24 protein-coding genes, 1 pseudogene and 1 other annotated feature are annotated in these 25,656 nt (G+C 64.4%); of the genes and pseudogenes, 5 read left to right on the top strand and 20 right to left on the bottom strand.

All coding sequences use genetic code 11. The annotated features are described in order from the left end of the window. The first annotated feature begins 548 nt into the window (after window positions 1–548). Entirely contained in the window at window positions 549–902 is a 354-nt protein-coding gene (locus tag AC3RCC_RS23485) for a hypothetical protein (protein ID WP_316019747.1), read from the top strand. Window positions 903–1,034: 132 nt separating this feature from the next. Next, on the top strand, window positions 1,035–1,298 hold the full coding sequence (locus AC3RCC_RS23490) for a DUF1488 family protein (RefSeq protein WP_316019748.1): 264 nt from the start codon (window positions 1,035–1,037) through the stop codon (window positions 1,296–1,298). A gap of 699 nt (window positions 1,299–1,997) precedes the next feature. On the opposite strand, the gene AC3RCC_RS23495 is transcribed toward AC3RCC_RS23490, so the two are convergent. The 9 genes from AC3RCC_RS23495 to AC3RCC_RS23535 form a co-directional block, all read right to left on the bottom strand. Then, window positions 1,998–3,005, bottom strand: a complete 1,008-nt coding sequence (locus AC3RCC_RS23495) for a glycosyltransferase family 4 protein (RefSeq protein WP_492256770.1) — start codon at window positions 3,003–3,005, stop codon at window positions 1,998–2,000. 20 nt (window positions 3,006–3,025) lie between these two features. Beyond that, a complete protein-coding gene (locus AC3RCC_RS23500; RefSeq protein ID WP_492256771.1) occupies window positions 3,026–4,630 on the bottom strand; it encodes an alpha-amylase family glycosyl hydrolase in 1,605 nt (534 codons plus the stop codon). Window positions 4,631–5,104: 474 nt separating this feature from the next. Continuing rightward, the gene (locus tag AC3RCC_RS23505) at window positions 5,105–5,365 is read right to left on the bottom strand and encodes a hypothetical protein (protein ID WP_492256772.1); all 261 of its coding nucleotides are present in this window, start codon (window positions 5,363–5,365) and stop codon (window positions 5,105–5,107) included. Between the two features lie 104 nt (window positions 5,366–5,469). Then, window positions 5,470–5,694, bottom strand: coding sequence for a hypothetical protein (locus AC3RCC_RS23510; RefSeq protein WP_492256773.1), 225 nt, complete (start codon window positions 5,692–5,694; stop codon window positions 5,470–5,472). 37 nt (window positions 5,695–5,731) lie between these two features. Continuing rightward, a complete protein-coding gene (locus tag AC3RCC_RS23515; protein WP_316019753.1) occupies window positions 5,732–5,989 on the bottom strand; it encodes a hypothetical protein in 258 nt (85 codons plus the stop codon). A 13-nt stretch (window positions 5,990–6,002) separates the two neighbouring features. After that, window positions 6,003–7,346 carry a glycoside hydrolase family 130 protein gene (locus AC3RCC_RS23520; protein ID WP_492256774.1) on the bottom strand — a complete coding sequence of 448 codons (1,344 nt, stop codon included), beginning with the start codon at window positions 7,344–7,346 and terminating at the stop codon, window positions 6,003–6,005. A gap of 37 nt (window positions 7,347–7,383) precedes the next feature. After that, window positions 7,384–9,666 (bottom strand): glycosyltransferase family 4 protein, encoded by a 2,283-nt coding sequence (locus tag AC3RCC_RS23525; RefSeq protein ID WP_492256775.1) that lies wholly within the window; start codon window positions 9,664–9,666, stop codon window positions 7,384–7,386. Then, entirely contained in the window at window positions 9,663–10,619 is a 957-nt protein-coding gene (locus tag AC3RCC_RS23530) for a class I mannose-6-phosphate isomerase (protein WP_492256776.1), read from the bottom strand. Before AC3RCC_RS23530 ends, AC3RCC_RS23525 begins: the two co-directional genes overlap by 4 nt. A gap of 154 nt (window positions 10,620–10,773) precedes the next feature. Further along, the gene (locus tag AC3RCC_RS23535) at window positions 10,774–11,037 is read right to left on the bottom strand and encodes a hypothetical protein (protein WP_492256777.1); all 264 of its coding nucleotides are present in this window, start codon (window positions 11,035–11,037) and stop codon (window positions 10,774–10,776) included. 476 nt (window positions 11,038–11,513) lie between these two features. On the opposite strand from AC3RCC_RS23535, the gene AC3RCC_RS23540 reads away from it, so the two are divergent. Continuing rightward, window positions 11,514–11,687, top strand: a complete 174-nt coding sequence (locus AC3RCC_RS23540; protein WP_492256778.1) for a hypothetical protein — start codon at window positions 11,514–11,516, stop codon at window positions 11,685–11,687. Between the two features lie 417 nt (window positions 11,688–12,104). Here the strand turns inward: AC3RCC_RS23540 and AC3RCC_RS23545 are convergent, their stop codons facing one another. The 11 genes and pseudogenes from AC3RCC_RS23545 to AC3RCC_RS23595 form a co-directional block, all read right to left on the bottom strand. Next, a complete protein-coding gene (locus AC3RCC_RS23545) occupies window positions 12,105–12,527 on the bottom strand; it encodes a response regulator transcription factor (protein ID WP_492256779.1) in 423 nt (140 codons plus the stop codon). 148 nt (window positions 12,528–12,675) lie between these two features. After that, on the bottom strand, window positions 12,676–14,154 hold the full coding sequence (locus tag AC3RCC_RS23550; protein WP_492256780.1) for a SulP family inorganic anion transporter: 1,479 nt from the start codon (window positions 14,152–14,154) through the stop codon (window positions 12,676–12,678). Window positions 14,155–14,225: 71 nt separating this feature from the next. Further along, window positions 14,226–14,281, bottom strand: a sequence feature (sul1 is cis-regulatory element that is thought to sense ions involved in sulfur or methionine metabolism; They are found in Alphaproteobacteria). A gap of 210 nt (window positions 14,282–14,491) precedes the next feature. Then, window positions 14,492–15,187, bottom strand: coding sequence for an arsenical resistance protein ArsH (gene arsH / locus AC3RCC_RS23555; protein ID WP_492256781.1), 696 nt, complete (start codon window positions 15,185–15,187; stop codon window positions 14,492–14,494). Further along, window positions 15,184–16,371, bottom strand: coding sequence for an MFS transporter (locus tag AC3RCC_RS23560; RefSeq protein ID WP_492256782.1), 1,188 nt, complete (start codon window positions 16,369–16,371; stop codon window positions 15,184–15,186). The genes arsH and AC3RCC_RS23560 overlap by 4 nt, the downstream gene beginning before the upstream one ends. Then, on the bottom strand, window positions 16,364–17,407 hold the full coding sequence (gene arsB, locus AC3RCC_RS23565; RefSeq protein WP_492256783.1) for an ACR3 family arsenite efflux transporter: 1,044 nt from the start codon (window positions 17,405–17,407) through the stop codon (window positions 16,364–16,366). Before arsB ends, AC3RCC_RS23560 begins: the two co-directional genes overlap by 8 nt. A gap of 1 nt (window position 17,408) precedes the next feature. Then, window positions 17,409–18,233: an arsenate reductase (glutaredoxin) gene (arsC, locus tag AC3RCC_RS23570; protein ID WP_492256784.1), complete on the bottom strand. Its 825-nt coding sequence runs from the start codon at window positions 18,231–18,233 to the stop codon at window positions 17,409–17,411. Continuing rightward, on the bottom strand, window positions 18,233–18,760 hold the full coding sequence (locus tag AC3RCC_RS23575) for an arsenate reductase ArsC (RefSeq protein ID WP_452118691.1): 528 nt from the start codon (window positions 18,758–18,760) through the stop codon (window positions 18,233–18,235). Before AC3RCC_RS23575 ends, arsC begins: the two co-directional genes overlap by 1 nt. Next, the gene (locus AC3RCC_RS23580) at window positions 18,753–19,109 is read right to left on the bottom strand and encodes an ArsR/SmtB family transcription factor (protein ID WP_492256785.1); all 357 of its coding nucleotides are present in this window, start codon (window positions 19,107–19,109) and stop codon (window positions 18,753–18,755) included. The genes AC3RCC_RS23575 and AC3RCC_RS23580 overlap by 8 nt, the downstream gene beginning before the upstream one ends. 433 nt (window positions 19,110–19,542) lie before the next feature. Beyond that, window positions 19,543–20,483: pseudogene (locus tag AC3RCC_RS23585) on the bottom strand (transposase); the annotation flags it as partial. 115 nt (window positions 20,484–20,598) lie between these two features. Continuing rightward, window positions 20,599–21,792 (bottom strand): alpha/beta hydrolase family protein, encoded by a 1,194-nt coding sequence (locus AC3RCC_RS23590; RefSeq protein ID WP_492256786.1) that lies wholly within the window; start codon window positions 21,790–21,792, stop codon window positions 20,599–20,601. A 397-nt stretch (window positions 21,793–22,189) separates the two neighbouring features. Beyond that, on the bottom strand, window positions 22,190–22,942 hold the full coding sequence (locus AC3RCC_RS23595; protein WP_492256787.1) for an IclR family transcriptional regulator: 753 nt from the start codon (window positions 22,940–22,942) through the stop codon (window positions 22,190–22,192). A 105-nt stretch (window positions 22,943–23,047) separates the two neighbouring features. Here AC3RCC_RS23595 and AC3RCC_RS23600 point away from each other — a divergent pair, with 105 nt between their 5' ends. Continuing rightward, window positions 23,048–24,748: a thiamine pyrophosphate-binding protein gene (locus AC3RCC_RS23600; RefSeq protein ID WP_492258823.1), complete on the top strand. Its 1,701-nt coding sequence runs from the start codon at window positions 23,048–23,050 to the stop codon at window positions 24,746–24,748. 106 nt (window positions 24,749–24,854) lie between these two features. After that, the gene (locus AC3RCC_RS23605; protein WP_492256788.1) at window positions 24,855–25,616 is read left to right on the top strand and encodes a transporter substrate-binding domain-containing protein; all 762 of its coding nucleotides are present in this window, start codon (window positions 24,855–24,857) and stop codon (window positions 25,614–25,616) included. Window positions 25,617–25,656 lie beyond the last annotated feature (40 nt).

Genomic DNA, 25,656 nt, shown 5'->3' on the forward strand with positions numbered 1-25,656 from the left:
CAACCCTGCCGGCGAAGACAAAGCCGCACCGACTGAAACTGGGCATTCGGGCGGCTTGAGCACACTCGCTGTGGTTATGCTTCACCGGCCGGCGGCTGAACGCCCCGACCAACGACATGGAGCCAGAGAGCCGAGCCGAAGATGGCAACGCCACCACCCCCGGCTCCTCCATCGCCCGATGCGGGTCAAAGCAACAGAGACTCAATCTGTAGCACCGTAAGGACCGTCGGTCTCACGCATTCGCTCGGCAGCGCAATTTACTTCCGTCCTATGCGAATGGAGCTGGCGAGTTGTCCATTCATTACGCGGCCCGGCAACTCGATCTGACCGGCCTGCTGCCCGCTACGAGCCTAAGATACCAAGCACCGAACCGACAGCTAACAACGAAGAAAATATAGGATCTTCGCTGTTCGAGATCTGCATTTTCTGAATCTCAGATAGCTCTTAAATAAACGAAAACGAATCAAATTGAATGACGATCTATCGCACGCAAAACGTGATATGATGCTTTACGGGAGATTTTCTTCCGGTTCGGAAAGTCCGACATCATGAAAATTGCAGCAGAACTGAAGCCGGCCGCCTGGGGCGCCGTCGGCGGCGCTATTGCCCTTGCGATCATCGGTTTTACCTGGGGCGGCTGGGTGACACAGAGCACGGCGGAGCGAGAGGCCAGGACGCGTTCGAGCACGGCCCTTGTGGCAGCTCTCTCGCCGATCTGCGTGGCGAAGTTCCAGCAGCAGGCCAATGCGACCGAGCAGCTCGCCGAGTTCAAGAAAATCAGCTCCTGGCAACAGGGTGATTTCATCGCAAAAGGAGGGTGGGCGACGATGCCCGGCAGCTCCTCGCCCGATTCTGATGTGGCCAAGGCCTGTGCGGTAGCCCTCGGCACTACAAAAAGCTGAGATCTTTCGGTCGCCCGTTGCGGGCACCCCAACCTGCGTCTTGCCGCGCGGCGCGCCTTCTCAGCGTCGCGCGACAACTGCCCCAGCGGACCCACGATACGCCTGAACTGGCCAATCCTCGAGGATGATCCGATGAGCCTCCAATTCCCCAATCCAATCCGACGATATGACACCACGCGGGACTGCATATGCTTCTGGGGCTCTGATTCTGCCCTGGAGATCGCATTTGAGGTCGAGCTCGCAGCGTTGCGCAGCATCGACTCTTCGGCTGGCCCGGGCGAAGCGTCGATGCTGCGGGCGTACGATGGGCATCTCGCTACCATCCGGGAGGCCGCCGGGGCAGCCTATTCCCGCAAGCGCAAGAGCTACCATCGCCTGACGGCTTCCGACTTCTAGTCTGACTCGGGATTCGCCCTTAGCGGCCGGCCGACAGGCTTCTCGCGGTCTTCTGGCCGCTGCGGCGTGGCCTTTGCGGCACCAACAGCTGGCGTGGATGGGGAAGGTGCGGCTGTCGGGGCGATTGTCGGCTTATTGGTGTTTGCAGCCGGCTTCGGCTCGATCGTCCTGAAACGGATCATGACTGTCCTGTGGTTGGCTGACGCTCGCATGAACTCGGTCCCAAGGGACTGCCGCCCAAGAGCTCAGAGCGCTAATTCCTCTTCGAGACTGCGGCCTTCACGACTGCTGCGGCAAGACTATTGGGGGCGGGAGCTGCAAGCTTCGGCTTGTCCTGCTTTGGCTTCTTGGCCTCGCGGTTCCCACGTCGTTCGCCTTTTGACATGCCGTTCTCGTCCTCGTTCGGAGATTGCGGGTCGCGATCTCTCGGGTCGTACCGGCCGGAGCTGGGCGTCTCGCAGGCAGTCGCCCATCGAAATACGCATGCGAGATTGCAGGCGCGGATGTCATTCAGGAGAAGCGAGCAAGTGCTCGGTGCAGCGCGGCCGGCTAGCTGCTGCGGCTACCTGGGGAGGGATCCAGGCAAGTCATGTCGAAGCAGGGTTGCAGCCTAGGCCAGGGCTGGGGAAAGCGCACGTTGTTTCTTCGCGGCGATCCCTCAGGACCCGTGCGCTTCCGTCGGCCGGGAGCGCATGTGGTTCATCCCAGGATGGAGCGATACAGTTCGAGATAGCGATCGGCCATGTGGTCTACGGTGAAGCGCGCTGCGACAGCTGCCCGGCAGGCGGCGCGCTCGATCTCGGAGAGACGGCCAATCGCAGCCACTGCTTCCTCAATGCTATCGACCAGGAAGCCGGTCACGCCGTGTTCGATCAGTTCAGGCATCGAGCCGCGGCGGAAGGCGATGACGGGCGTGCCGCAGGCCAACGCCTCGATGACCGACAAGCCGAACGGTTCCTCAAAGTTGATCAGGTGCAGCAGCGCCTTGGCCGAGCCGAGCGCATGCGTGCGAGCGGCGCCGCCAACTGGCCCGAGATAGACCACGCTCTCGCTTTCGAGCGCGGGGGCGACCTGCGCTTCGTGGTAACCGCGGTCCTGGACGATGCCGGCCATGACCAGCCGCCGCCCGGCTGCGCGCGCGGCGGCGATCGCTTCGGCCGCGCCCTTGTCGGGGTGGATGCGGCCGAAGAAGAGCAGGTCGTCGCTCCCGACCGGATCGAACGGGAATTCCTCGATCTGGATGCCGTGATGGATCGTCGCAGCATAGCGTAGATCGCGATGCCGGTCGGCGGCGCTGATCGCGACATAGTGGACCCGGTCCTCATAGGCCTTGAAGGTCGGCAGGATGCGCTCCGAGGAGAAGCCGTGGATCGTCGTCACCAGGGGTGTCTCGACCAGGCGCGAGAAGGCGAGCGGCACGAAATCGGCCTGGTTGTGGATCAGGTCGAACTCGCCGGCGCGCTCGAAAACATGCGCAACGTGCAGCAGCTCCCAAACCTTGGCGTCGATCGTCGGGTCTTCGGAATATGGCGCCGGGCAGATGCCGGCCAAGGTCCCGGCCGTGCGGCTATCCTGTGTGGCGAAGAGGGTGACGTCGACGCCGCGTGCCACCAACGCCTCGGTCAGCAGGCTCGTCACCAGCTCCCAGGGGCCATAATGGCGCGGCGGCGTGCGCCAGGAGATCGGCGCCAGCATAGCGATACGCATCCGTTCGTTCCTACCTCTGATCAGTCGACGAGCGTCAGGATCACGCCCTCGTTCGGCCGCAGGAGCAAAGCGCCGTCCCGCACGGGCGTCAGATCAGCAAGCGTGGACAGAAGGGAGCGGCAATCATGCGCCCAGTCCGGCAACTCCAGGCGCTGCGGCTGCGCCCCGAGATTGAGCGCCACGATCAGCCGCTCTGCACCATGCCGACGCTCGTAGGCGAGTATGTCGCCCTCGGCATCGAGCAGCGCGAAATCACCGATGGTCAGTGCAGGGTGGGTGCGCCGAGCTGCGAGCAATCGGCGATGCAGCGCCAGCATCGAGCCAGGCTCGGCCGATTGGCGCTCCACGTTCCGGGCTGGCCAGTCGGCGTTGAGCGGCAGCCAGGGGGGCGCGGTGCTGAAGCCGGCATGCGCGCTGTCGTCCCAAGGCATCGGCGTGCGGACCGGATCGCGCCCCAGGCCTTTGCCGTACTGGCGCAGCTCGCGCGGATCCTGGACCCGATCGGCCGGGATCGGCACATCGCTCAGGCCGAGTTCGTCGCCGTAATAGAGGGTAGGCGTGCCGCGCAGGGTCAGTAGCAACATCGCAGCCACCCGCGCCTGGTTTTCCCCAAGCCTGGTCGCGACGCGCGGGCGGTCATGATTGCCGAGCACCCAGTTCGGCCACGCGCCGGGCGGCAGAGCCGCCTCGTAGGCGGCGATGAGCGCGGCCAGCGCCCGTGCCTGCCTGGGCGCCGCGATCAACTGGAAATTACCGGGCAGATGCACACCGGGCCGACCCTCGCCGTAATAGCGCATCAACCGCTCGACCGGCAGATAGATTTCCCCGATCAGCAGGCGTTCGCCCTGTCCCACGCGCCGATACTCATCCGCACAGGCACGCAGGCCGGCTGCGATGTCATGGACCTCGGGCTGGTCGGTCGAATGCAGCTGGAGCAGGCGATCCATCTCGCCGAGCGCCGATGTGTAGGCCGGGTTCGGCGGATTGTCCGGGAAATCGGCCGCCTTGATCAGGTGCCAGAGCACGTCGATTCGGAAGCCATCGACGCCGCGATCGAGCCAGAAGCGCATGATGCCGTGCATTGCCGCCTGCACGCCCGGGTTGCGCCAGTTCAGGTCCGGCTGCTGCTTCAGGAACGCATGGTAGTAGTACTGTCCGCTGGCCTCGTCCCATTCCCAGGCCGATCCGCCGAAATCGCTGATCCAATTATTGGGCGGTCCGCCTCCGGGGGCCGGATCGCGCCAGAGATACCAGTCCCTTTTCGGATTGCGGCGCGAGGAGCGGCTTTCGACAAACCAGGGATGCTGGTCGGAAGTATGGTTCGGCACGAAATCGAGCAGGACCTTGAGCCCACGCGCATGGGCCTGCGCAAGCAAGTCGTCGAAATCGGTGCGGGTGCCGAAGCGCAGATCGACGTCGCAATAGTCGGAAACATCGTAGCCGAAATCGGCCATCGGCGAGGGATAGATCGGCGCAACCCAGATCGCATCGACGCCGAGCTCGGCGAGATAGCCCAGCCGCCGCGTGATACCCGGGAGGTCGCCGATCCCATCGCCGTTGCTGTCCTGGAACGAGCGCGGATAGATCTGGTAGATCACGCCGCTCTGCCACCAGGGTGCGGTCATTGCTGCGCCCCCCCCTGCCGGCTCGATGCAGGAGAGCCGGCGGTAGGAACTTGAAACGCCCGTCCCTTATCCCGGAACGAGCCCGACTCTGGGCCTATTGCCGCAGGTCGGAACAAAACGACTCGGGCAATGGTTGGCTCGTCATGATCAGTTCGAGGACCATTCCACCGACACTGCCTGCCAATCAGTCCGAGGCCGCGGACGGCTCGCACGTAGACCATGACATGGAGCTGTCGCTCCCCGTAGACGCGCCGAGCAACATCGTCAGGAAGCGGCAACAGCGGCTGGCGCGTTCGGTGGCAGGGCGCCATATTGATGAAGCGCTTTCGGGGCTTCCGATCTCCGATCAGGTCAAGGCTTCGCGAAAAGCAACGTTGATCGACCTTCCGGATCGCACGCCGCTCAAGCGACGCGTAAGGGGGGCTGGCGCGAGGTCGGTTTGATCCGCGGCCAAGCCGGGCCGATTGGCCTTGCTCAGTCACTCCGACCAGATCTTTCATCTGCACACAATCGCCGGCAGGTCCCCCGCGTAAAGCGTTCGATCTCGGCCAGCGCTTCATCGAGGGAGTTGAAGGGGCCCCGCCGCATGTTCTCCATTGTTTTCAGTGCGTGGCCTGCCGGATGGACCGTAAACTGGCCCGCCCCGCTGTCCTCGACATAGCCCATGTCACGACCGAGCAGATCGGTCAGCAACCAGTCCGTTCCATTCGGATTTTGTGTGACGTCGATGTCCAAGCGAACTCCATCGGTCGATGCCCGCGATCCCACAGGCTCAAGGTGCAGGCTTTAGCCAGTCCATGGTCTTTTGGTCGCGTGCTCCCAAATCGACGTAGCGCCAGTCAAACAATCCGATTGCGCTTGATCATAGGCGACGTTGATTCTGCAGCGGCACGCTCGGCCGCTTCCTTCTGCAGTCGCAGCGCTTTCAAGCGGGCTGTGTTGGCGTCGCGCGCATGGTTGATGCTCTCCGTTTCAGAAACTACGCGATTGCGCGACAAGGATTGGGTTTGTGTCCTCAGGAACGCGGCCTCTGCAGCCGCGCGGGATCTCGAGTTTTTGACCATCTGCCTTCTCCGGAGGGTGTCGGCTTGCGGAATGAAATCAATACTGTAGCGCTCGTCGCCCGACAGGGCTGAGCACGGCCCCGAAGCTGTCCGAAACGATTTGATCATGCCCGATAGCCCGTTCATGGCCGTCGGCTCCGCGAACGCGGTACTCGCGCTCGCCGTTGGCGCGCGTCGGCATGATCCGAACAACCTCATACTCGCCGGCACCGGATCGATCGGCGAAGCCGAAGGAAAGCCGGACCACGTCCCCGGGCTCGATCGAGCGTTGGGTCACTGATTCATGCTGGGTCATTTTTATGTTCCTTTCAGGGAGGGGCGTCCTGCCGCAAATCGTGCGTCTCATCCGCGGTGATGGGGCTCAGGGCCTGCAGCAGTGCCTCGATCCTGATCGTCGCAAAGTTGCAGTAGGTATCGGAGACCGCATAAGGCAGGACGATCTGGTCCCGATGGCGCATCGCCCCGCAGGTGTAGACGACGTTGGGGACGTAGCCCTCGCGCTCGGACGGTGCCGGCCGGACCAGGGGCTCGCGTGAGCGCGCAAGCACTTTCGACGGGTCACGCTTATCGAGGAGAACGGCGCCGATCGCATAGCGTCGCACCGGTCCTACGCCATGGGTGAACAGCAGCCAGCCCTCGTCGAGCTCGATCGGCGAGCCGCAGGTCCCGATCTGAATGAACTCCCAGGGGTATTGCGGTCTCAGGATAGCGACGCCGCCGTCCCAGTTCATCAAGTCGTCCGAATAGACGAGATAGAGGTTCTCGTTGTCCTGCCGCGCAATCATGGCGTAGCGGCCGTCGATCCTGCGAGGGAACAGCGCCATACCCTTGTTCACCGCCGCACTGCCTCGCAGCGGCGACATCCGGAACGACAGGAAATCGGTGGTCTCGATCAGCTCGGAGCGTATCTCCCTGCCATCATAGGCCGTGTAGGTCGCGCGGAACACGGTTCGCCCGTCCTCGTCGAATTCGACGAAGCGGGCATCCTCGATCCCGTTCGACTGCGACGCCGTGATCGGGAAGATCACCCGCTCGCTGATGTCGCCGTCTGAGGCGAAGACCACTTCGACGTCGTCGCCATCGAGACGGACCATCCGGTTGCGGAAGGTCGCAATCGTCGCGAGGCGCGAGGTCGGATCGACGCTCAAACTGCCGTCGGCAGCGATCGTGCCGGAGCGGAAGGTCAGGGATGAGATATGCCCTTCGCCGACGGCGCGCACGCTTAGAATGAAGCGACGTCCACCAGGCGGAGCGCCGGACTGGTCGGGATGCGAGACGATGCTTGGATTGAAAAGGGCTGCCGCCTCGAACGAATACTCGTGCAGGAAATAGGATCCGATCAGCTGGCGTTGCGTCCTGGTGAACTCGCCGTGCGCCGTGAATACCTCCTCCATTTCGTCGGCGCGTGCCTCGAAGCGTTCCAGCAGGTTCCGGTGCCGGCCGTTGAAGTTCTCCAACACCTCGGCGAGTTGGCTGGCCGCCGCTGCTTGGCCAATTCCCATCACACGCGCGACGATGTGGTTCGCCCGGAGTTTGTCCCGGGGGTTCATGTCGCGTGGATCGGGCGAAGGTCCGAAGCGGCGCACCACGACCCGGGCGGGATCAGGGTGCAGGTGCAAGGCCTGCCGGTTCAGGAAAGTGGCTAGCGGCAAAGCGGCCTCAATTCAGTTTGGGCGGATCGCCAAAGGCTCAGGCGTGCAGGACCCGAAGCGGCGCCAGTTTCGGGCGGTCCCCGGTCATGCGGGAGAGTTGGCGAATTTCGGCGAGGCTAAGGAGGTAGGATACCACGGATTCGCCGCCGCGGTTCTCATTGGGCCGGTCACGGTGCAGGCCGTCGCGGCAGGCGCCGGTTTCCAGATCGACCAGCGGGGTCGACAGATCATTGTCTCCCATGAACCAGGCGAAAGCGCGCATCGCCTCCGCCCGCCATTGCGTGTCGCCATCGGCGCGCCAGGCGGCAAGACAGGCCGAGATGGTCGCCGTGGCCTCCAGGGGCTGCTGGTCGAACGCTTTCGGCGGGCTGAGCCTGTCGCCGAAGCTCTCCGAGCCCACCGGCCGGAAAAGCCCTGCAGGCGTGCTCTGCACCCCGACCAGCCAGCGCAGCGAGCGCAGGCCGGCCTCGACATAGGCGGGGACCTGCATCGAACGCCCGGTGGCGATCAAGGCCTGCGGCAATCGGGCATTGTCATAGGAGAGACCTTCCTCGAACCAGACCCAGTCCGGCGCCTCGACCGTCGACAGGAGGGCGAGCAGACGGTCCGCCATCAGGGAGCGCAGCTGGACGGTGGAGGACGGCGCCGCGACCGCGGTGCAGTAGGCGTCCAGGCCGAGCAGGGCGAATCCCCAGGCACGGGGCGAGCTGAAGCTCTCGACCGTGGGCAGGGCCTCGGCGAACAGCGCGGCGGCCCAGCGCCGCCGTGACGGGCTGGTGTCGCTGCGGGCGCATTCGCCGAGAGCCCAGAGCGTCCGGCCATGGCTGTCCTCCGAGCCAACCTCCTCGAGCCAGCGTCGATCGAAGCTCATGAAGTTGCGGAAGCGCCGCGCCTGCGGATTCCAGGCATGCTGGACGAAAGAGGCGAACCGCGCTGTCAGAGGCTCGGACAGGTGCTGCTCGCCGGCGCTGCCGAGAAGGCAGGACAGAAGCAGCGCCCGGGCATTGTCGTCGACGCAGTAGCCATGCGCGCGGTCCGGCACAGAGTGGACGGCGTGCTGGAAGAGGCCAGTGTCGTCGCACATGCAATGGAGATGGTCCGTCCGCAGCTCCGGTGGTGCGGATGGCTGAAGGGGTGGTCTTATCTGCGCTGTCCCGGCAATCACGTTCAGCAAACGGGTACGCCGCGCCGACTCGAATGTGGCGAGATAGCGCTTTGCGGTCTGCTCCCAGGTCATGGAGCGGCTGCTGGCATAGGCGCGCCGGCGCATGGCCTGTCGCCTGGTCGTGTCGGTCAGCAATCCTGCGATCTCGTTTCCGGTCGCGACGACGTCGCTGAACGGCACCAGCACGCCTCGGCCATCGGCGAGCAGTTCCTGGGCATGCCAATACGGCGTCGAGACGACCGCTTTTCCGAGCCCGAAGCTGTAGGCCAGAGTGCCCGACGTCATCTGCGCCTCGTTGAGATAAGGCGTCACGTAGACCTCGCACATCGCGATGAAGCCGAGCAGCGTCTCGCGATCGACGAACTGGTCGAGGAAGACGACATGATCCTCGATGCCGAGCTCGTGGACGCGCTTCTGCAGGCCGGTGCGGTAGGCTTCGCCCTGCTCGCGGACGAGATGGGGGTGGGTGGCCCCCAGGACGACATAGATGGCGTCGGGCCGGCGTCTCAGGATCGACGGCATCGCATCGATCATCACCTCGATGCCCTTGTTGGGCGAGAGCAACCCGAAGGTCAGGATCACCGAGCGGCCGGCGAAGCCGAGCCTGGCCTTGGCCTCGTCCGGCTCGACGAAAGCAAAATCCGGGATGCCATGCGCGATCACCTCGATCTTGTCGGCGGGAAGCCGATAGATGGTGCGCAGCATGTCGCGCCCTTTCTCCGCCATGACGACGACGCGGGACGAGGCGTCGACGATGCGCTCCATGACGCCGCGCTGCGCCTGGCTCGGCTTCGACAGGACGGTATGAAGCGTGGTGACGACCGGCATCGTCAGGCGTGACAGCAATCCGGCGACATGCGCGCCCGCCTCGCCGCCGAAGATGCCGAATTCGTGCTGCAGCGAGACGACGTCGAACCGGCTCTCGTTCAGGAAGTCGGCAGCGCGCGCATAGTCCTCCATTCGGTCATCGCGGATCTGGAACCGGACGGAACTCGGATAGTCGTAACCGTCGCTATCGTTCATCGCTACGATCGACGTCACCAGATCGGGGGCCGATGCGGCCACCGCCTGCTGCAGATCGGCGGTGAATGTCGCGATGCCGCAGCGGCGTGGCAATGAGTTGCCGATGAAGGCGATCCGGTGAAGTGCGGTCATGCTCGTGCCTCTGTGGTTGGACTCTGCGTATTCGCCCCGGCGGCGGGCAGTAGAGGCCGGTGACTCGTGCTGTGGGCTGGGGTGTTCGTATTTCGGACTGCAATCGGCCGAAGAAGGTCATGGCTGGGCAAGGCGGCATCATAGGCGACGAGGCAAGTCAGGCCCGTTCGCCCGGCGGCGAGATGCGTGGTCTCAGCCTGCACGAAGCAGCCTTCGCCCATTTGCGCGCGCCACGGCCCGATCCGGCCCTCTCCAGCGATTACCAGCAGCCAAGTCTCGGCCTGCGCGCGGAGTTCCCATAGCGACTGGGGCGCAAGCTCGAAGCGCTCGAAGCTGAAGAACGCGGTCGCCAGGAGCAGCGTCCTGGCATCACTCAAACGCCGCGTCGGCGCCTGTCTTGCGGCTGGTCCGACATGGGCGACAGCAACACCGGGCTCGATATGAAGCTCGCGTTGGCGACCGTGATCGAACAGGCGGAAGGTCGTGTCGCTGCGCTGCTGAATCTCGGCGAGCACGAGCCCCGGGCCGATCGCGTGTATAGTCCCTGCCGGTACGAAGATGACATCCCCCGCAACAGCGGTTCGCCAGGACAGGCGTTGACAGATTGAACCGTCCTCGATTGCGGCTCGCAGCTGTGCCCGTGAGAGTGACGACTTCAGGCCGACTGCCACCGTGGCGCCGGGCTCGGCTGCGAGCACGTACCAGGCTTCGGTCTTGCCGCGTGCAAGCCCCATCGCGTGGGCAGCGTCGTCATCGGGATGCACCTGGATCGAGAGAGCTTCGCTCGTGAACAGCAGCTTGAATAGCAAGGCGGGATCAAGAGCAGGATCGAGGCGCTGCAACCAGATTTCGCCGATGGCGGCGCCATGATGATCGACCCCACTCCAGGGCTGGAGATCACGTGAGCCCCAAGGCTTTGGGACGGCCTGCAAGCGAACCAGTTCAAGAGCCATGGCAAACTCCAAAGTCGCCGGGCTTCGACGGTTCGACGGGATTGTCGAACGACGCTGCGGCGGGTCGGCAAGACCTGGATATCGGCGAAGGCACCGGCCCCTGTCCTTGCAAGAGCCAGCGAGTTCCGGCCCGCGGCCTTTCAGCGCCTGACGATCAAGGCAGCTGCTGATCCCGTTCGAGGGCCGTAGCGAGATAGGCCGGCTCGATCCGAACCATCTGATGTACGGATCCGGGCATTCCGATAGCCGGCAAATGAATGAAGCCGCCCACACGTCGCCAAGCCAGTCTGGACGTGCTCTCGATTGTTTCTTCGTCGTAGTCGACCCGGTATTCCCCGGCCGGCAGCGGCGCCTCGAAGCCGGGCAACAGGAACGGGTGCGAAAAGCGGACGGAATTCTGCGTGGTGCGACTGGTCACGACGGCTTCCTTCCTAAGGTGCGCCCCTGAAGCGTCAGAGATTTCTGACGACACGGTAAGGCGCTCCAGGCAGCCGCCCGTCGCTCGCAATCAGCGATTTCATTGCCGTGGGATCGTGATGTGGATATGGGACAAATTCAGCCTGAAACAAGACATAAAGTAAGATTTATTTTAAAACTCACGCCGAGAATTGTTCTCATACAATTTTTTCTTATCAAGAATCGCTTTAAAGCGCTGATATCATAGATTATTATTTTGTTTTCTCAGGCAGATTGTTGATTTTAGTTTTACGACGCTCTATCGATCGTGGTTTCAGTAGCCATATTGGAGTCTCGAGTGAGCCGTGTAGGGACCTGCCGGAGTTGGCAGCTCATCGTTCCGATGCCCATGCGGCTTTCAGCCCTCGCGCAGCAGGATTTTCAGCCATGGCTCGTCTAATCACGAAGACAGGACAGCGTGCGGAGATGGTCTGTGACATGTCGAAAGAGAGATCTGGCAAGCTCATCTGCGACCCCAACATATTGGCTCTTGCCGACCTTCAAGGCGATCTGATGCTGGAGACCGACGACGGTGGGCGGTGCCATATCAGGATCACTTCGATCGGCGCGGACCATCTGACATTTGCCGGTCGCATGGTCGAAAGCCTTTGAGACTGGTTCTGCACCAACCGGCTTCGCATCGCGGCTGGCAACCATGGTCGGGAGCCGCTCGGTGGACCTTGCGGACTGCGTCGTCAGCCGAGAATCCGCCTAACTCTGACTTCGAGCCGACAGTTCGGGAATACTGAAAATTCCCCGCTAACAGGACTTCGGAGATCACAATGACAAGCGTCATCGCACACTGGAATTTATACAGGATCTGGCTTTTGAGCCGATACCCGATCTGGCTCGCTTACGCCGGTCTTATTGCAGCTATGGCACTCGCTTTCGCAGTCGTATCGCATTGACCTGCGTCGGCCGCCAAAATGTTGTGCCCAAGACCGGGGCTTTGGTTCGGTGCTGACTGATAGCGTCATCAGCGTTGGCAGGGGTAGGCGACGATGGGGCCGGCGTCTTCGGCCAAAGAGTTCATTCGGATTCCGCGGGCGAAATCGTCGGGGTTGGCTTCGTACCCCGAGACGCTGATTGCCGACTAGTCAGGCCGCCGTTTGAAAGGCCTCCATCTCGTCGCCTGACCGATAAGGCTTCTTCAGATAGCGAACACTCGCCGGCAGATGGCTTCACCGGGCGCGACACGACCGCGATGTCATGGCGGTTCGTCAGGATGGTGAGGGCTTCTTCAGCATGGGCAGTCTCGACCACCTCGAAGCCGGCCTCCGCAATGAAGTTCGCTGCGTCCATCCGGAGCAGCTGCTCGTCTTCGACGATCAAACAACCAGCTTCGACATCATGTGCTTTCAGGCTCGCAGCAGCAGTTGTTGCGTCGCATTGAATAGAATTGCGCGCTTTATCCCTAGCGCTTGATCGCCGTTGCAGATAGGCCGTCAGCATCACGGGAAGAGAGCACCGATTTTATCGGAAACGTCCGGAATCAGGCGGTCGCACAATGCCCGCTTGTGGCGCATCTCGCCCCAGCCAGCGTCGTTCGTCACTCCCGGCATCCGCGCGAAACCGGGCTAGGTGCGTGATACGAACGCGACTAGCGTTCTGAGAGCGCCGGTCGTCGCTTGTCGTGGATTGTTAGGCGATCGACGATCGTTGCGGTGGCTTGGTTCATGCCCGCGACCTCGACGGGAATATCGTTGGCACGGTAGCGGCCGACGACCTTGTCGAGCGCGGCAACCGCCGTCACGTCCCAGAAATGCGCCTGGCTGACATCGATGCGCACGCTGGTCTCGTCGTGCGCCCCGAGATCGAAGGCCTCGATGAATGCATCGGCCGAGGCGAAGAAGACCTGGCCGGTGACGTGATAGGTCAGCCTGCCCGTCGCGGCATCGGGCTCAGGCCTGACCTGCATCAGCCTCGCGACCTTGAAGGTGAAGAAGACGCCGCTGAGCAGGACGCCGACGAGGACGCCCAGCGCCAGATTATGGCTCACCACCGTCACCGCCACCGTCGCCAGCATGACCGTGCTCGACATGCGGGGATGGGCGACGACCGCCTTCACGGACGACCAGTTGAATGTGTCGACCGAGACCATCACCATGATCGCGACCAGCACCGCGACCGGCACCTGCGAGACCCAGGGCTTCAACGCCACCATCAGCACGAGCAGGAAGGCGCCGGCAAACAGCGTCGAGAGCCGGCCGCGCCCGCCATACTTCACGTTGCTGACGGTCTGTCCGATCATGCCGCAGCCGGCGATGCCGCCGAACAAGCTGGCCGCCATGTTGGCGAGGCCGAGGCCGGTGCATTCACGGTTCTTGTGGCTCGGCGTCTTGGTGAGGTCATCGACAACGGTCGCCGTCATCAGCGATTCCAGCAGGCCGACCATTGCAATCGCAACCGCAGGGCCGGCGATGATGCGCAGCGTCTCCCAGGAGAGCGGCACGGTCGGCCAGGCGAAGCTCGGCAGCGAGCTGGGCAGGAGGCCGAGATCGGCCACCGTCTTGACCGGCAGATGCAGCAGGCTCGCCGCCACAGTCAGCACGGCGATGGCGACCAGCGGCGACGGGATTGCCGTCGTCAGGCGCGGCACGCCATAGATGATCGCAAGTCCGGCGGCGAAGACCGCATAGGTCTGCCAGGCCTCGCCCATCAGATGCGGCATCTGCGCGGCGAAGATCAGGATCGCCAGCGCGTTGACGAAGCCGGTGCGGACCGATTGCGAGACGAAGCGCATCAGCACCCCCAGCCGCAGCACGCCGAAGACGATCTGGAGCAGCCCCGCCAGCAGGCCCGCCGCCAGCAGATAGGACAGGCCGTGCGAGGCGACGAGCGGCGCCGCGACCAGCGCGACGGAGCCCGCGGCGGCCGAGACCATGGCCGGGCGCCCGCCCGTGAAGGCGATGACGATGCCGATAACGAAGGAGCCGAACAGGCCGACCTGCGGATCGACGCCCGCCGCGAAGGAAAAGGCGATGACCTCGGGAATGAGGGCGAAGGTGGCGACCGCGCCGGCCAAGAGTTCGCGTGGTGGATTGGTCAGCCATTCGCGCCGAAGGGTGGGGATGAGCATGGTGGTCTCGCAAGGCAGCGTCGGCGGCCGGCTGATGAGGCGGGCACGAAAAGCGACGGAGAGGCCTGTTGCGTGGTCCGGCGGATCGGCGGCCGGAAGAGCCACCCGGGATTTCACCGGGTCCGAGTTAGTGGGAGCGTTATAACCACCAGATCGCGCGGCACAACCGCCGATCGAGCGGCAACTGCTTAACTGCCTGACTGCAGGACTTCGATGAATCCGCCTCGGTGCGAAATAGGCCGTTCAGCCTGCTGATATGTAATGTCCGCTCCAGGACAAGTCTCCAGCGTCCGCTCGTGGCGCAGCCGTCGTGTTTGACATGCGGCATCTGTTCGGACTACAGCGACGTCACGGGCGCCTTGGCCGTCGTCTTCCGCTCACTATACCGCGTCGTCAGATAGTCCGAGCGGTCACGGGTCAGCAGCGTGAAGCGGACGAGTTCCTCCATCACGTCGACGACCCGATCGTAGTACGCCGAGGGCTTCATGCGCCCTGCCTCGTCGAACTCCTGATAGGCCTTGGCGACTGAGGACTGGTTTGGGATCGTCAGCATCCGCATCCAGCGTCCCAGCACGCGCAGCGCATTGACGGCATTGAACGACTGCGACCCGCCCGAGACCTGCATGAGGGCCAGCGTTCGCCCTTGCGTCGGACGGACAGAGCCCAGCTCTAGCGGGATCCAGTCGATCTGGCTCTTGAAGACGCCGGTGATCGTGCCGTGACGCTCCGGGCTGCACCAGACCTGGCCCTCGGACCACAAGGCGAGTTGCCGGAGTTCCTTCACTTTGGGATGATCCACCGGCGCGCTGTCCGGCATCGGCAGACCGGCGGGATCGAAGACCCGCGTTTCGGCGCCGAGATGCTGGAGGACGCGTTCGGCCTCCAGCGTCAGCAGCCGGCTGTAGGAGCGCGCTCGAAGCGATCCGTAGAGCAGGAGGATGCGCGGCGGGTGCGAGGCACGCTCCGTTGGCTCCAGCCGGCCGAGATCCGGTGCGACGAGGCGATCGAGATCGACGTTGGGGAGATCGGTCATGCGAGGTCGGGCTTTCTGCGCAGCGTGACCGCGACCAGCGCCGCGACGACGGCGACGTCGAGCGTGGCGAGGATCGCGAGGATGGATTGGCTGAGGTTCACGCCGCCGCGCTCGAACATGACGCCGGCGGCGAAAGGGGCGGCCGCGGAAGCAAGCAGGGCCGGGCGTGCGAGCCTGCCCATGACGGCGGCGTAATCGTCGCGTCCGAACAGGGCGAGCGGCACGGCCCCGCGGGCAATGGACCAGACACCGTTGCCGGCACCGTAGACGACGATTGCCAGTGCCAGGATCGGCAGGCCAGTCCAGATCAGGATCAGGATCAGGCCGAGTGCGATGAGGAAGGCGCCGGACAGCAGTGTCCACAGTGCGTCGAACCGCTTGCCGACCGTCATCTCAACGATGCGGCCGCCGACCTGGGCCGGGCCGATCAGCATGCCGTAGCCGACCGCCACGGCCAGCGTCGCACCCGCGGCTTGGAGCAAAGTGAGTAGTTGGACCGCCACCACCGACGAGACGAAGGCGCTTAGGGGCAAAGCGATGGTCAGCAGGACCAGCTGGAGACGACGGCGCCCGCCGACCGCTGCGGGCGCGATACCGGACCGGGCCGTGGTGATGTCGGCCACCTGCCTGCGCGGCAGGGTCGCCAGCAGGAGCGGCAAGGACACGAACAGCTGGATCCCGGCGTAGACGAAACAGGCCGAGCGCCATCCATATCTTTCAACGAGGACGGCTGATAGCGGCCAGCAGACCGTGCTCGCGAAGCCGCCGTAGAGGGTCAGGGTCGTGATCGCGCTCCGAGCGGACTGGCCATAGATGGTCCCGAGGGTAGCGAAAGCGGCGTCGTAGAGACCGGCGCCCATGCCCGCGCCGATGATGGCCCAACCGACGACGTAGACCACCAGATTAGGTGCAGCCCCGATGGTCGCCAACCCGATGGCGAGCAGGAGCGCAGATATCGCCAGAACGGTGCGGCCGCCGAGGTCGCCGACGGCCCGCCCGACCTTGGGCGAGACCGCGGCGGCCATGAGTTGGCCAGCGGATAGGCCGCCGGCCACCCATGCGAGCGGCCATCCGGTGTCGGCGACGACCGGCGCGTTCAGGACCGCCGGCAGGTAGGTCGACGAACCCCAGGCCAGGATCTGCGTGATCCCCAGCGCCCCGACGACGAGCCGCTGGTCAGACATCCGCCGGCACCCGCGCCCCGCGTTCATACCAGCCCTTCGAGCGGTTCACGATCCACACCACCGAGAGCATGACCGGCACCTCGATCAGTACGCCGACGACCGTGGCCAGAGCGGCGCCGGAGTTGAAGCCGAACAGGCTGATCGCGGCGGCGACGGCCAGCTCGAAGAAGTTCGAGGCCCCGATCAGCGCCGAGGGGCCCGCAACGCAATGCCGCTCGCCAGCGACGCGGTTCATCCAGTAGGCCAGCCCGGAATTGAAGTAGACCTGGATCAGGATCGGGACCGCCAGGATCGCGATGATCGAGGGCTGCGCGACGATCTGCTCGCCCTGGAAGCCGAAGAGCATCACGAGCGTGGCAAGCAGCGCCACGAGTGAGACCGGCGACAGCCGGTCGAGCAGGCGCTTCAGGGCCGGCTCGCCTCCCGAGGCCAGGAGCGACCTGCGAATGAGCTGCGACGCGATCACGGGCACCACGATGTAGAGGGCGACCGACAGCGTCAGCGTGCCCCAGGGCACCGTGATGGCGGACAGGCCGAGCAGAAGGCCGACGATCGGCGCGAAGGCGACTACCATGATGGCGTCGTTCAGGGCGACCTGGCTGAGCGTGAAGTGAGGCTCGCCCCTGATGAGGTTCGACCAGACGAAGACCATCGCCGTGCAGGGCGCCGCAGCCAGGATGATCAGTCCGGCGATGTAGGAATCGATCTGGTCGGTGGGCAGGCTCGGCCGGAACAGCCCGCCGATGAAGAGCCAGCCCAGCAGGGCCATGGAGAACGGTTTGATCGCCCAGTTCACGAACAGCGTGACGCTGATACCCCTCCAATGCCGGCCGACATGGCGCAGCGCGGCGAAGTCGATCTTGAGCAGCATCGGGACGATCATCAGCCAGATCAGGACCGCCATCGGCAGGTTGACCTTGGCGATCTCCATGGCGCCGACGAGTTGGAAGGCGGCCGGGAACAGATGCCCCATTGCGACGCCGGCGACGATGCACAGCGCGACCCAAAGGGTCAGGTAGCGTTCGAAGGTGGACATCTCAGAGGGCGATCCTGCGGGACAGGAGGGACGCCGAGGCCGGGCAGAGCTCCAGCGCCTGGCGCGTCGAGCGGATCGCCTCCGGGGCAGTCGCGCGGTCGGTATCGACGAAGCCGATGCCGCGGAAGAACTTGGCCGCGCCCTCGGTCAGGACGAAAGCGTGGCGCGCCCCGTCGTCGAAGGCCCGCGACATCAGCAGCTGCACCAGGTTCGGGCCGACGCCCTTCGCCGACCGCTCCGTCCGGCAGACGGACCGCAGCAGGGCGTCGCGGCCTTGGACCTCGTAGCCGCCGTAGCCGACGACAAGGCCGCCCAGCAGCTGGAACCGGAAGAACGTCTTGCCGGGCTCCTCAAGGTCGCCGGTCGGCAGGCTCGCGGCGGCGAGCGCGTCGCGCAGGTCGTCCGAGCTGCCGGGGATGCGGACGCTCTCCAGGAAGGGCGTGCCGTCGTCCTTGACGAAGTCCTCGCGCGGCCAGTCCTCCAGCAGGTCGAGCACGGTCTCGCTGGGCCGGCAGAGCTTGGCCCGCGTCGGCGTCAAGACCATCGGGCGGTTGATCAGGATCGGGTTCGCCACCATCGCGTCGAGCAGGGCTTCGTCGTCGACGGACGGGCGGTCGAGCCCCAGCTCCGCGAACGGGGTGCCCTTCTCGCGGATCATCTCGCGCACCGTCAGGCCCGACTGGTGGGACAACTCGCGGAGCCGCTCCTTGGTCGGCGGCTCGTCGAGATAGGGAACGACCATCGGGTCGATCCCCGCCCTACGGATCATGGCCAGCGCGTTGCGGGACGTCCCGCAGGCGGGATTGTGGTAGACGACGACGTCCATCACGCGACCTCTGGACCACGACCGGTCGTCCCTTCCAGCTCGCCGATGCCGCGGACCCGATGCGTAAGCGCCATCTGGTCTAGGCTCGCCATCGGAAGGGAGAGGAGCACGCCGATCCGGTTCCTCAGGTAGCGGAGCGCGGTCACGAAGGCGCGTTCGCGCTCGATGTCATTGCCCTGCACATGGGACGGGTCCTCGATGCCCCAGTGCGCCGTGATTGGCTGCCCGGGCCAATGCGGGCACGCCTCGCCGGCGGCCTGGTCGCAGACCGTGATGACGAGATCCATGACCGGGGCGTCTGGCTTCGCGAAGACGTCCCAGGTCTTCGACAACAGGCCATCGGTGGAGATGCCTTCGGCTTCGAGGACCTTGATCGCCATCGGCTTCGGCCCCCCGCCGCCCTCGCTGCCGGCGGAGAAGGCGCGGAAACGACCTTGGCCTAGATGGTTGAGCAACGCCTCGGCCATGATCGACCGAGCGGAATTGTGGGTGCAGAGGAACAGCACGTTGTAGATGCGATCAGGCATCGGTTGTGACCATCGGTGGGCAGCAGGGAACGAGTTCGTCGATGAGGGGCTGGCAGAGGGCGGCGCGACCGCCGCAGCAATCCTTCAGCAGGAAGGCAATGACAGCTCGGAAGCCGTCCAGGTCGGCGCGGTAGATGATCGAGCGGCTCCGGCGCTCGCCCGTGATGAGGCCTGCTCTAGCCAAGACCGCGAGATGGGCCGACATCGTGTTCTGGGGCACCTCGATCAGCCGTGCGAGCTCGCCGGCGGGGACGCCTTCCGGTTCACGGTTGACCAGCAGCTTGAACGTGTCGAGCCGGGTCGGCTGCGCTAGGGCGGCCATAGCGGAGATGACTTTAGAATTATCCATATATCCAAGTTAACGGATACAATGCCTTAATGCAAGCGAATGGCTGCCTACCTGAAGAAGCTGTCAGCAACCCAAGGCGAACGTCCGCTTATCGGCGAATATGCCAACGTCGTCTCATGGCGCAGAGCGCCGCGTTTACAGAGAATGTCTGCGAAACAGCGCCGTCAGCGGTTGAGGTCGCGCCTGATGCCCTCGAAGCGCCGGTCGTCAGGCCGCAGGGCCGTCAGCCGCTTCGCGAGTTCGGCGGCGCGGCCATTTTCGCGGCTCTGGAGGGCGTCCTGGAGCAGCGCGACCGCCGTGTCGACATGGCCGGGATGACGCGAGAGGTTCGCCTCCAGGACGGATCGCGCCTGCTGCGCTCGGCCTGCGGAGCGTAGCGCCACCCCATGGACGAAGGCATAACGGGGATTGCCGGGGTCCGCTTCGCTGGCCTGAAGTCGGAGCGGCTGAAGGTGCCGTCGCTGCGCTGGGATTTGTCGAACACCGGGATATGCGGCTCGATCCCACGCTCATGGACCAGCCAAGCGAAGTTCTCGGCCGAGCCATAGGCGCTATCGGCGGGGAGCCTCGCGGGCCAGAGGCCAAAGCGCTCCTGCGTTCGGTCGAGCATGGTGCGGGCCGAGCCGACCTCGGCCTGCCGGATGGCGCGACTGGCTTCGACATCGACGATGACGGCGTGATCGAGATCGATCACATAAGTTGGTGGCGTAGGCGAAGAAGCCATGGCCCTTCAGGGCTCCGGTCCATTGCGCGGCCGGATCGGAGCGTGAGACGAACTTCGGCTTGGCCTCGCTGGCTGCGCCCTAGGCGGCTTCATCGAGCGTGTCGAGATACTCGCGCACCGAGCGCCGTGTCCGGCCGAGATCGTCCCAGTCGATAGGCTCTGAGGCCTCCGCAGAGCGCTGCTTGTTGGCATCGGCCCTGATCAGGCTGGCGTCGACGGCAAAGCCTTCGCCGCCGACAAGCCCTTCCGTGATGCAGCACCGGACGGTCGCCTCGAACAGCTCCCTCAGAAGGTCGCTCTCACGGAAGCGACCATGCCGGTTCTTCGGGAAGGTCGAGTGATCGGGCACGTCGCCTTCGGGCCCGAGCCGGCAGAACCAAACGATAGGCGAGATTCAGGTGAACCTCTTCGCACAGGCGGCGCTCGGAGCGGATGCCGAAGCAGTAGTCGATGAGCAGCATCCGGATCATCAGTTCCGGATCAATCGAGGGCCGTCCCGTCTCGCTGTAGAAGGGACGCAGATGCCCGCGGATCTCCGAGAGATCGACGAACCGGTCGATGGCGCGCACCCAATGGTCGGCCGGGATGTGACGCTCCAGGCTGAACTCGTAGAAGAGCGCCTCCTGCGCCACCTGCCGTTCGCCCATCATCGCGCCGCCCTGTATCCTAGGACGACTGAATCAGGACTTCATACCCGCGGCAACGACGACTTTTTCAACGGTATCGGCGCTACGCGGCTAAGAACTGGTGAAACGCTTATGCGTTTCACAGTCTATCGAACCAGCTCTTCCATTGCGGCACGGCCTTGGCGAAGGTGCCGCGGTGGCTTGTATCGCCGGTCGAGATCGCCTTGACGCGATCATTGCCGAGTGCCTTCTGGTAGGTCATTGGCAACTGGCCGAGTTCGGTACGGATCGCCTCGTCCGTCTCGCCATAGAAGGTCTTGACCGGCGTCTTAACCACCCAGCGGTAGGCCTGCGTGGCGGCGACGAGCCGCCCATAGGCCGAGCTGGCGAAGAACCGGGCGTCGAAATATTCGGGCCGAACGATCTTGCTGAGCTCCGTCGGCACCTGGCTGGCATCGAAGGGTAGCCTTTCATAAGCCTTACGCGAGAGCTCATAATATTCGTCGGTGAGTACCGAGCGGGCGAGGCCGGGAACTCCGTAGTAGTTCTCGAAAGAGAAGGCCGAGAGGATGAAGAGCGTCGGCACCCAGTCGGCATCGATCTTACGAGGGAAATTCAGGAAGCCGTTGAGGGCGACGAAGATGTCGGCGGGCGCGCTGGCCGTAACGGCAGCCGTAACCGGCACCTTTTTACTCTCCAACTTCTCCAGCATGGCCAGCGTAACGAAGCCGCCCTGCGACCAGCCGGCGAGAAAGAGCTTCGGTGTCGCGATCTTGAGATCGGCAAGGACCGCTCGCGCCGCCATCAGCATGTCGTAGGTCGCCTGCTGGTGGCTGGCCTTCACCATGTATCCCTCAGATTCGCTGGATTCTCCCAAACCGAAATAGTCGGCGCCGATCAGGACATAGCCCTGCCCCGCGAACTGCGCGAGCATGAGCTGCGTTTCCGGCGATTGGTCGGCGAAGGACGGAACCTGCTGCTTTCCATAGACGGTGCCATGCTGATAGGAGACCAGCGGAAAGCTCGATCCACCCGTATCCGGCACCGCGACCAGACCGGTTGCGACCGTCGGCTTGTTGCCGCGCTCAGGAACGACCGAGGGATAGCGGACACGGTAGAGCTTCACCGCATTTCGCGCTGGGGTATAGCTCGCCGGAACACCGGCAAAGGCGGGCGTATCGATCATCAGAACTTGGTTGAGCTTGTCGACGTCCCAGCGCGCCAGGAATTCATAGGTCACACCGGAGGCGACGGCGATGGGAGCGGCCGTTTGCGCCAAAGCGGCGGGCACGATCCCAAGTAGCACGGCAATGATACAGACTATGCGAAGCATGGGCAGAAGCCTTCCCGGTTTGCGGCTGCTACGCTTTGCAGCGTCCGGTAAAAATTCCATGCTTCTGCTCGGTCTTGCTGGGGGAAGCCGAACAGAGGTCGTCGCCTCTGCAGCACACGGCGCGTCCTTGATAAGCGCCGGACCCGATCACTTAGAGCCTTGCCCGCCGTCAACACAGAAATGAGGTCTGCTTTCTGGCATTGAGCTTGGGTCCGCTGATGGCGCTAGTAGACCGCGCCCCGGCCGCTGTCCGGCGTCAGCGATGCCGCAAAGCGGAGCCGTTCCACACCATCATACTTCAGCGTGGACTAATTCAACGGGGGTGGATCAAACGCGAGTACCTGGAAGAAGGGCGGCCGAGCACTGATATAGATTTGAGGGTTGATGCTGTCTCGTTCTAACGGGTCCAGCGAACGTCCCCGATCCGAGCGCCGAACCGACGGCCGAAGCTCAGAAGAGCCTCGGCGATCTGCTGATCGTTGCCATTCTCGATTGTGAACAGCGGATACGATACGCTGACGGCGATGGGCGAACCGTGGGGGCTTTCCAGCGCGATCGAGATCGCCTTGACGCCTTCAAACAGTTCTTGGTCAGAGACGCCGTAGCCGCGCAGCCTTGTCTGCACGATCTCCGTCTGCAAACGCTCCAAAGTCGCCACCGTCTGTTTGGTGGCGGCGGGCAGCGCATCTTTGAAGAGTTCGCATACTTCGGAGTCGGGCTTCAGCGCGAGCAGCGCCTTGCCCATCGCCGCCGCGTGCGCCGGCAGCCGATGGCCCGGCTCGACCGCGAACTGGATCGGCTGCGAGCCGCGCGCGGTCTTCAGCACCACCACCTCGGTTCCGGACAGCACGCCGAGCCAAACGGTGTGCCCGATCTCCCGCGCCAGAGAATCCATTTCCTTCTGCGCCTGCTCGACCACGTCGAATCGGCGGTGGAAATTCGCCGCGAGCTCGACCGAGAGCATGCCGGCGCCGTAGCGCTGGCTGACAGGATCCTGCTCTATCAGCCCGCCGGAAGCCAGCGAGGCAAGCAGCCGCGAGGCCGTGCTGCGGTTGACCTTGAGGTGGCGACTGACGTCGCCGACCCGAAGCTCTCCACCCGAATCCACCATAAGCCGCAGGGCCGAGACGGCCTTCTCGATCGATTTCATCCGCGTTCGATTTCTCGTCTTGACGCGGCACGACACCAACGTCACTATGATTATGCAACACGTTGCATAATACGCAACATAATCAAGATGTCAACGGAGACGGCCATGCGAAGCACAGGTGGGGCGCTGCTCTACGCGACGCTGAAGAGTTACGGCGTAACCTGCCTGTTCGGCATGGAAGACCCGATCCACGTCTTCCATGCCGTCGACCGCGCGTTCACGCGCATCGTGACCGTGCGCGATGAGAAGCATGCGGCAATCATGGCCCATGGCTATGCCCAGGTGACCGGCCGCCCCGGCGTCTGCGCGGCCACCTTCGGCCCTGGAGCAACCAACCTGATCACGGGCCTGCTCGAGGCGCAGCGCTCCTCCGTTCCGGTAATCGCGCTGGTGCAAGACCATGCGCTGCGCCTGAAGAACAAGCATGCGAGCAGCGCGCTCGACCATGCCGGCGCGCTCGGGCCCTACGTCAAAGAAGTCATCCGCATCGACCTGCCCGAGCAGGTCGGCGACGCGGTCCGCAAGGCTTTCCGGATTGCGACCACGGGCCGCCCCGGCCCGGTCGTGCTGCTCTGTCCCGGTGACGTCATGGCAACCGAGACCGAAGCGGCGGTACACGCGGAGGTAGCCTACACTCATTTCCCGGCCAACCGCGTGCGGGCGAGCCGTGAGGCGATCGCGCAGGCGGCGGAGCTGCTCACCGGCGCCCGCCGGCCGCTGCTGATCGCCGGCGGCGGCGCGATCATCTCCGGTGCGGAGGAGGAGGTGCGGCTGCTGGCCGAGTTGTTCGACATGCCGGTCGCGACGACGATGACCGGTCGCGGCGCCATTGCCGATTCCCATCCGCTGGCGGCCGGGCCGCTGGGTTCGACGACCGGCGGCCGCTATGGGCGTGGGATCATCCCGAACACGCTCTTCGCCGAGGCCGACCTCGTCTTCGTGCTCGGCTCGCGCACCGGGCAGATCTGCTACAGCGACTGGTCGCTGCCGAAGCCCGGCACGAAGCTGATCCATCTCGACATCGATCCGGTGGAGATCGGCCGCAACTTCCCGACCGACGTGCCGATGGTCGGCGACGTGCGCGACACGCTGCGCGACCTCCTCGCGCACTGCGCCGAGCAGGGCCTCGCCCGGACAGACGGGGCAGCGCGAGCGCGGGTCGCTGAACTGGCAAAGAGCTGGCGCGAAGAGTTCGACGTCGTCGGCAAGTCCTCCCAGGTTCCGATCCGGCCGGAGCGGCTTCTCGCCGAAATCTCAGACAGCAGCAACAACAGCACTTTGATCGTCACGGATGCGAGCTACGTCACCGGCTGGGCCATGAGCCATGTTGACGTGCCGCACGCCGGCCGCTTCATCCTTTCGCCTCGCGGCACCGGCGGGATCGGCTGGAGCTTGCCGGCCGCGATCGGCGCCAAGATGGCCGATCCAGCGCGCGACGTTGTTTGCGTCACCGGCGACGGAGCCTTCGGCTACGTCTTCAACGAGCTCGAGACCGCCGCACGCTACGGCGTCGAGGTCACGGTTGTCGTCTTCAACAACGGCACGCTCGGCTTCCAGCGTCATTGGGAGCAGAAGGTCATGGGCCGCTATCTGGAGTGCGATTTCCTCGACATTGACTTCGCAGAGCTGGGGCACGTGCTCAAGTGCGGCGGCGAGCGCATCACAGATCCGGCGCAGATCGCCGCGGGGCTGAAACGCGCGCGCAGCGCAGGCAAGCCCTACGTGCTCGACGTCGTGATCGATCCGGACGCGACCGCGCCGATCGTCGGCTTCGAGACGATCCTGGCGCCCGACGCCGTCCACTGACGGGGCCATTCATCAAGGGCGGCGCCACGTCGCCCCAATCAAAAAGGGGAGCACCATGTTCAGACGCATCGCAGCAGCAGCAGTCACCGGAGCCATTGCCTTCGCCATGGCGCTGACCGCCTCGCCCGCCCAGGCCGGGCCGACGCTCGACAAGATCATCAAGGAAAAGAAGATGGTCGTCGGCGTCGCGCCGTGGAACCGCTTCGTCCTGCTGAACCCGAAGTCCGGCGAGTACGAGGGATTCATCGCCGACGACATCCGCAATTTCGAGCAGATGACCGGCATCAAGGTCCAGCTCGTCAACACCACTTGGGCCGGACTGGTCGCCGGTCTGCAAGCCGGGCAGTGGGACGTGATCATGAGCGGCCTCGGCGCGACGCCCGAGCGCGCCACCGCCGTCGCCTTCACGGACCCGATCGGCTACCTGTCTTCGACCGCGATGGTGCAGGCGAAGGGCCCCATCAATAGCTTCGAGGATCTCGACAAGCCCGGCAACACCATCTCCGTCGTGACCGGAACTGCCGCTCAGCAATTCGCGCAGCGCACCTTCAAGAACGCGAAGGTCAATCCGCTCTCCGACACCGCCGCCGCCGTGCTGGAGGTGATGCAAGGCCGTTCGACAGCCTACATTGGTGACTCGGTCTCGAACGCTCTGCGGGCGGAGGAGCGCCCCGACGAACTGCGCAACATCCGGTTCCCGGCGGACAAGACCGAATGGACCAGCATGAACCACGCTGTCCGTTACGGGGATCCGGACCTCGTCACGTTCCTCAACACATACGTGCGCGCCATGCAGCTTCGTGGCTTGTACCGTACGCTCGCCGAGAAGTGGAAGCTGCCGCCCGAACTGGCGACCGGGCCGCGCTGATCGCGCCTCCACCGGTGCGCCGCCTTTCGGTGCGAGCACC

The organism is Allobosea sp. GW823-FHT01F03, assembly GCF_058798075.1.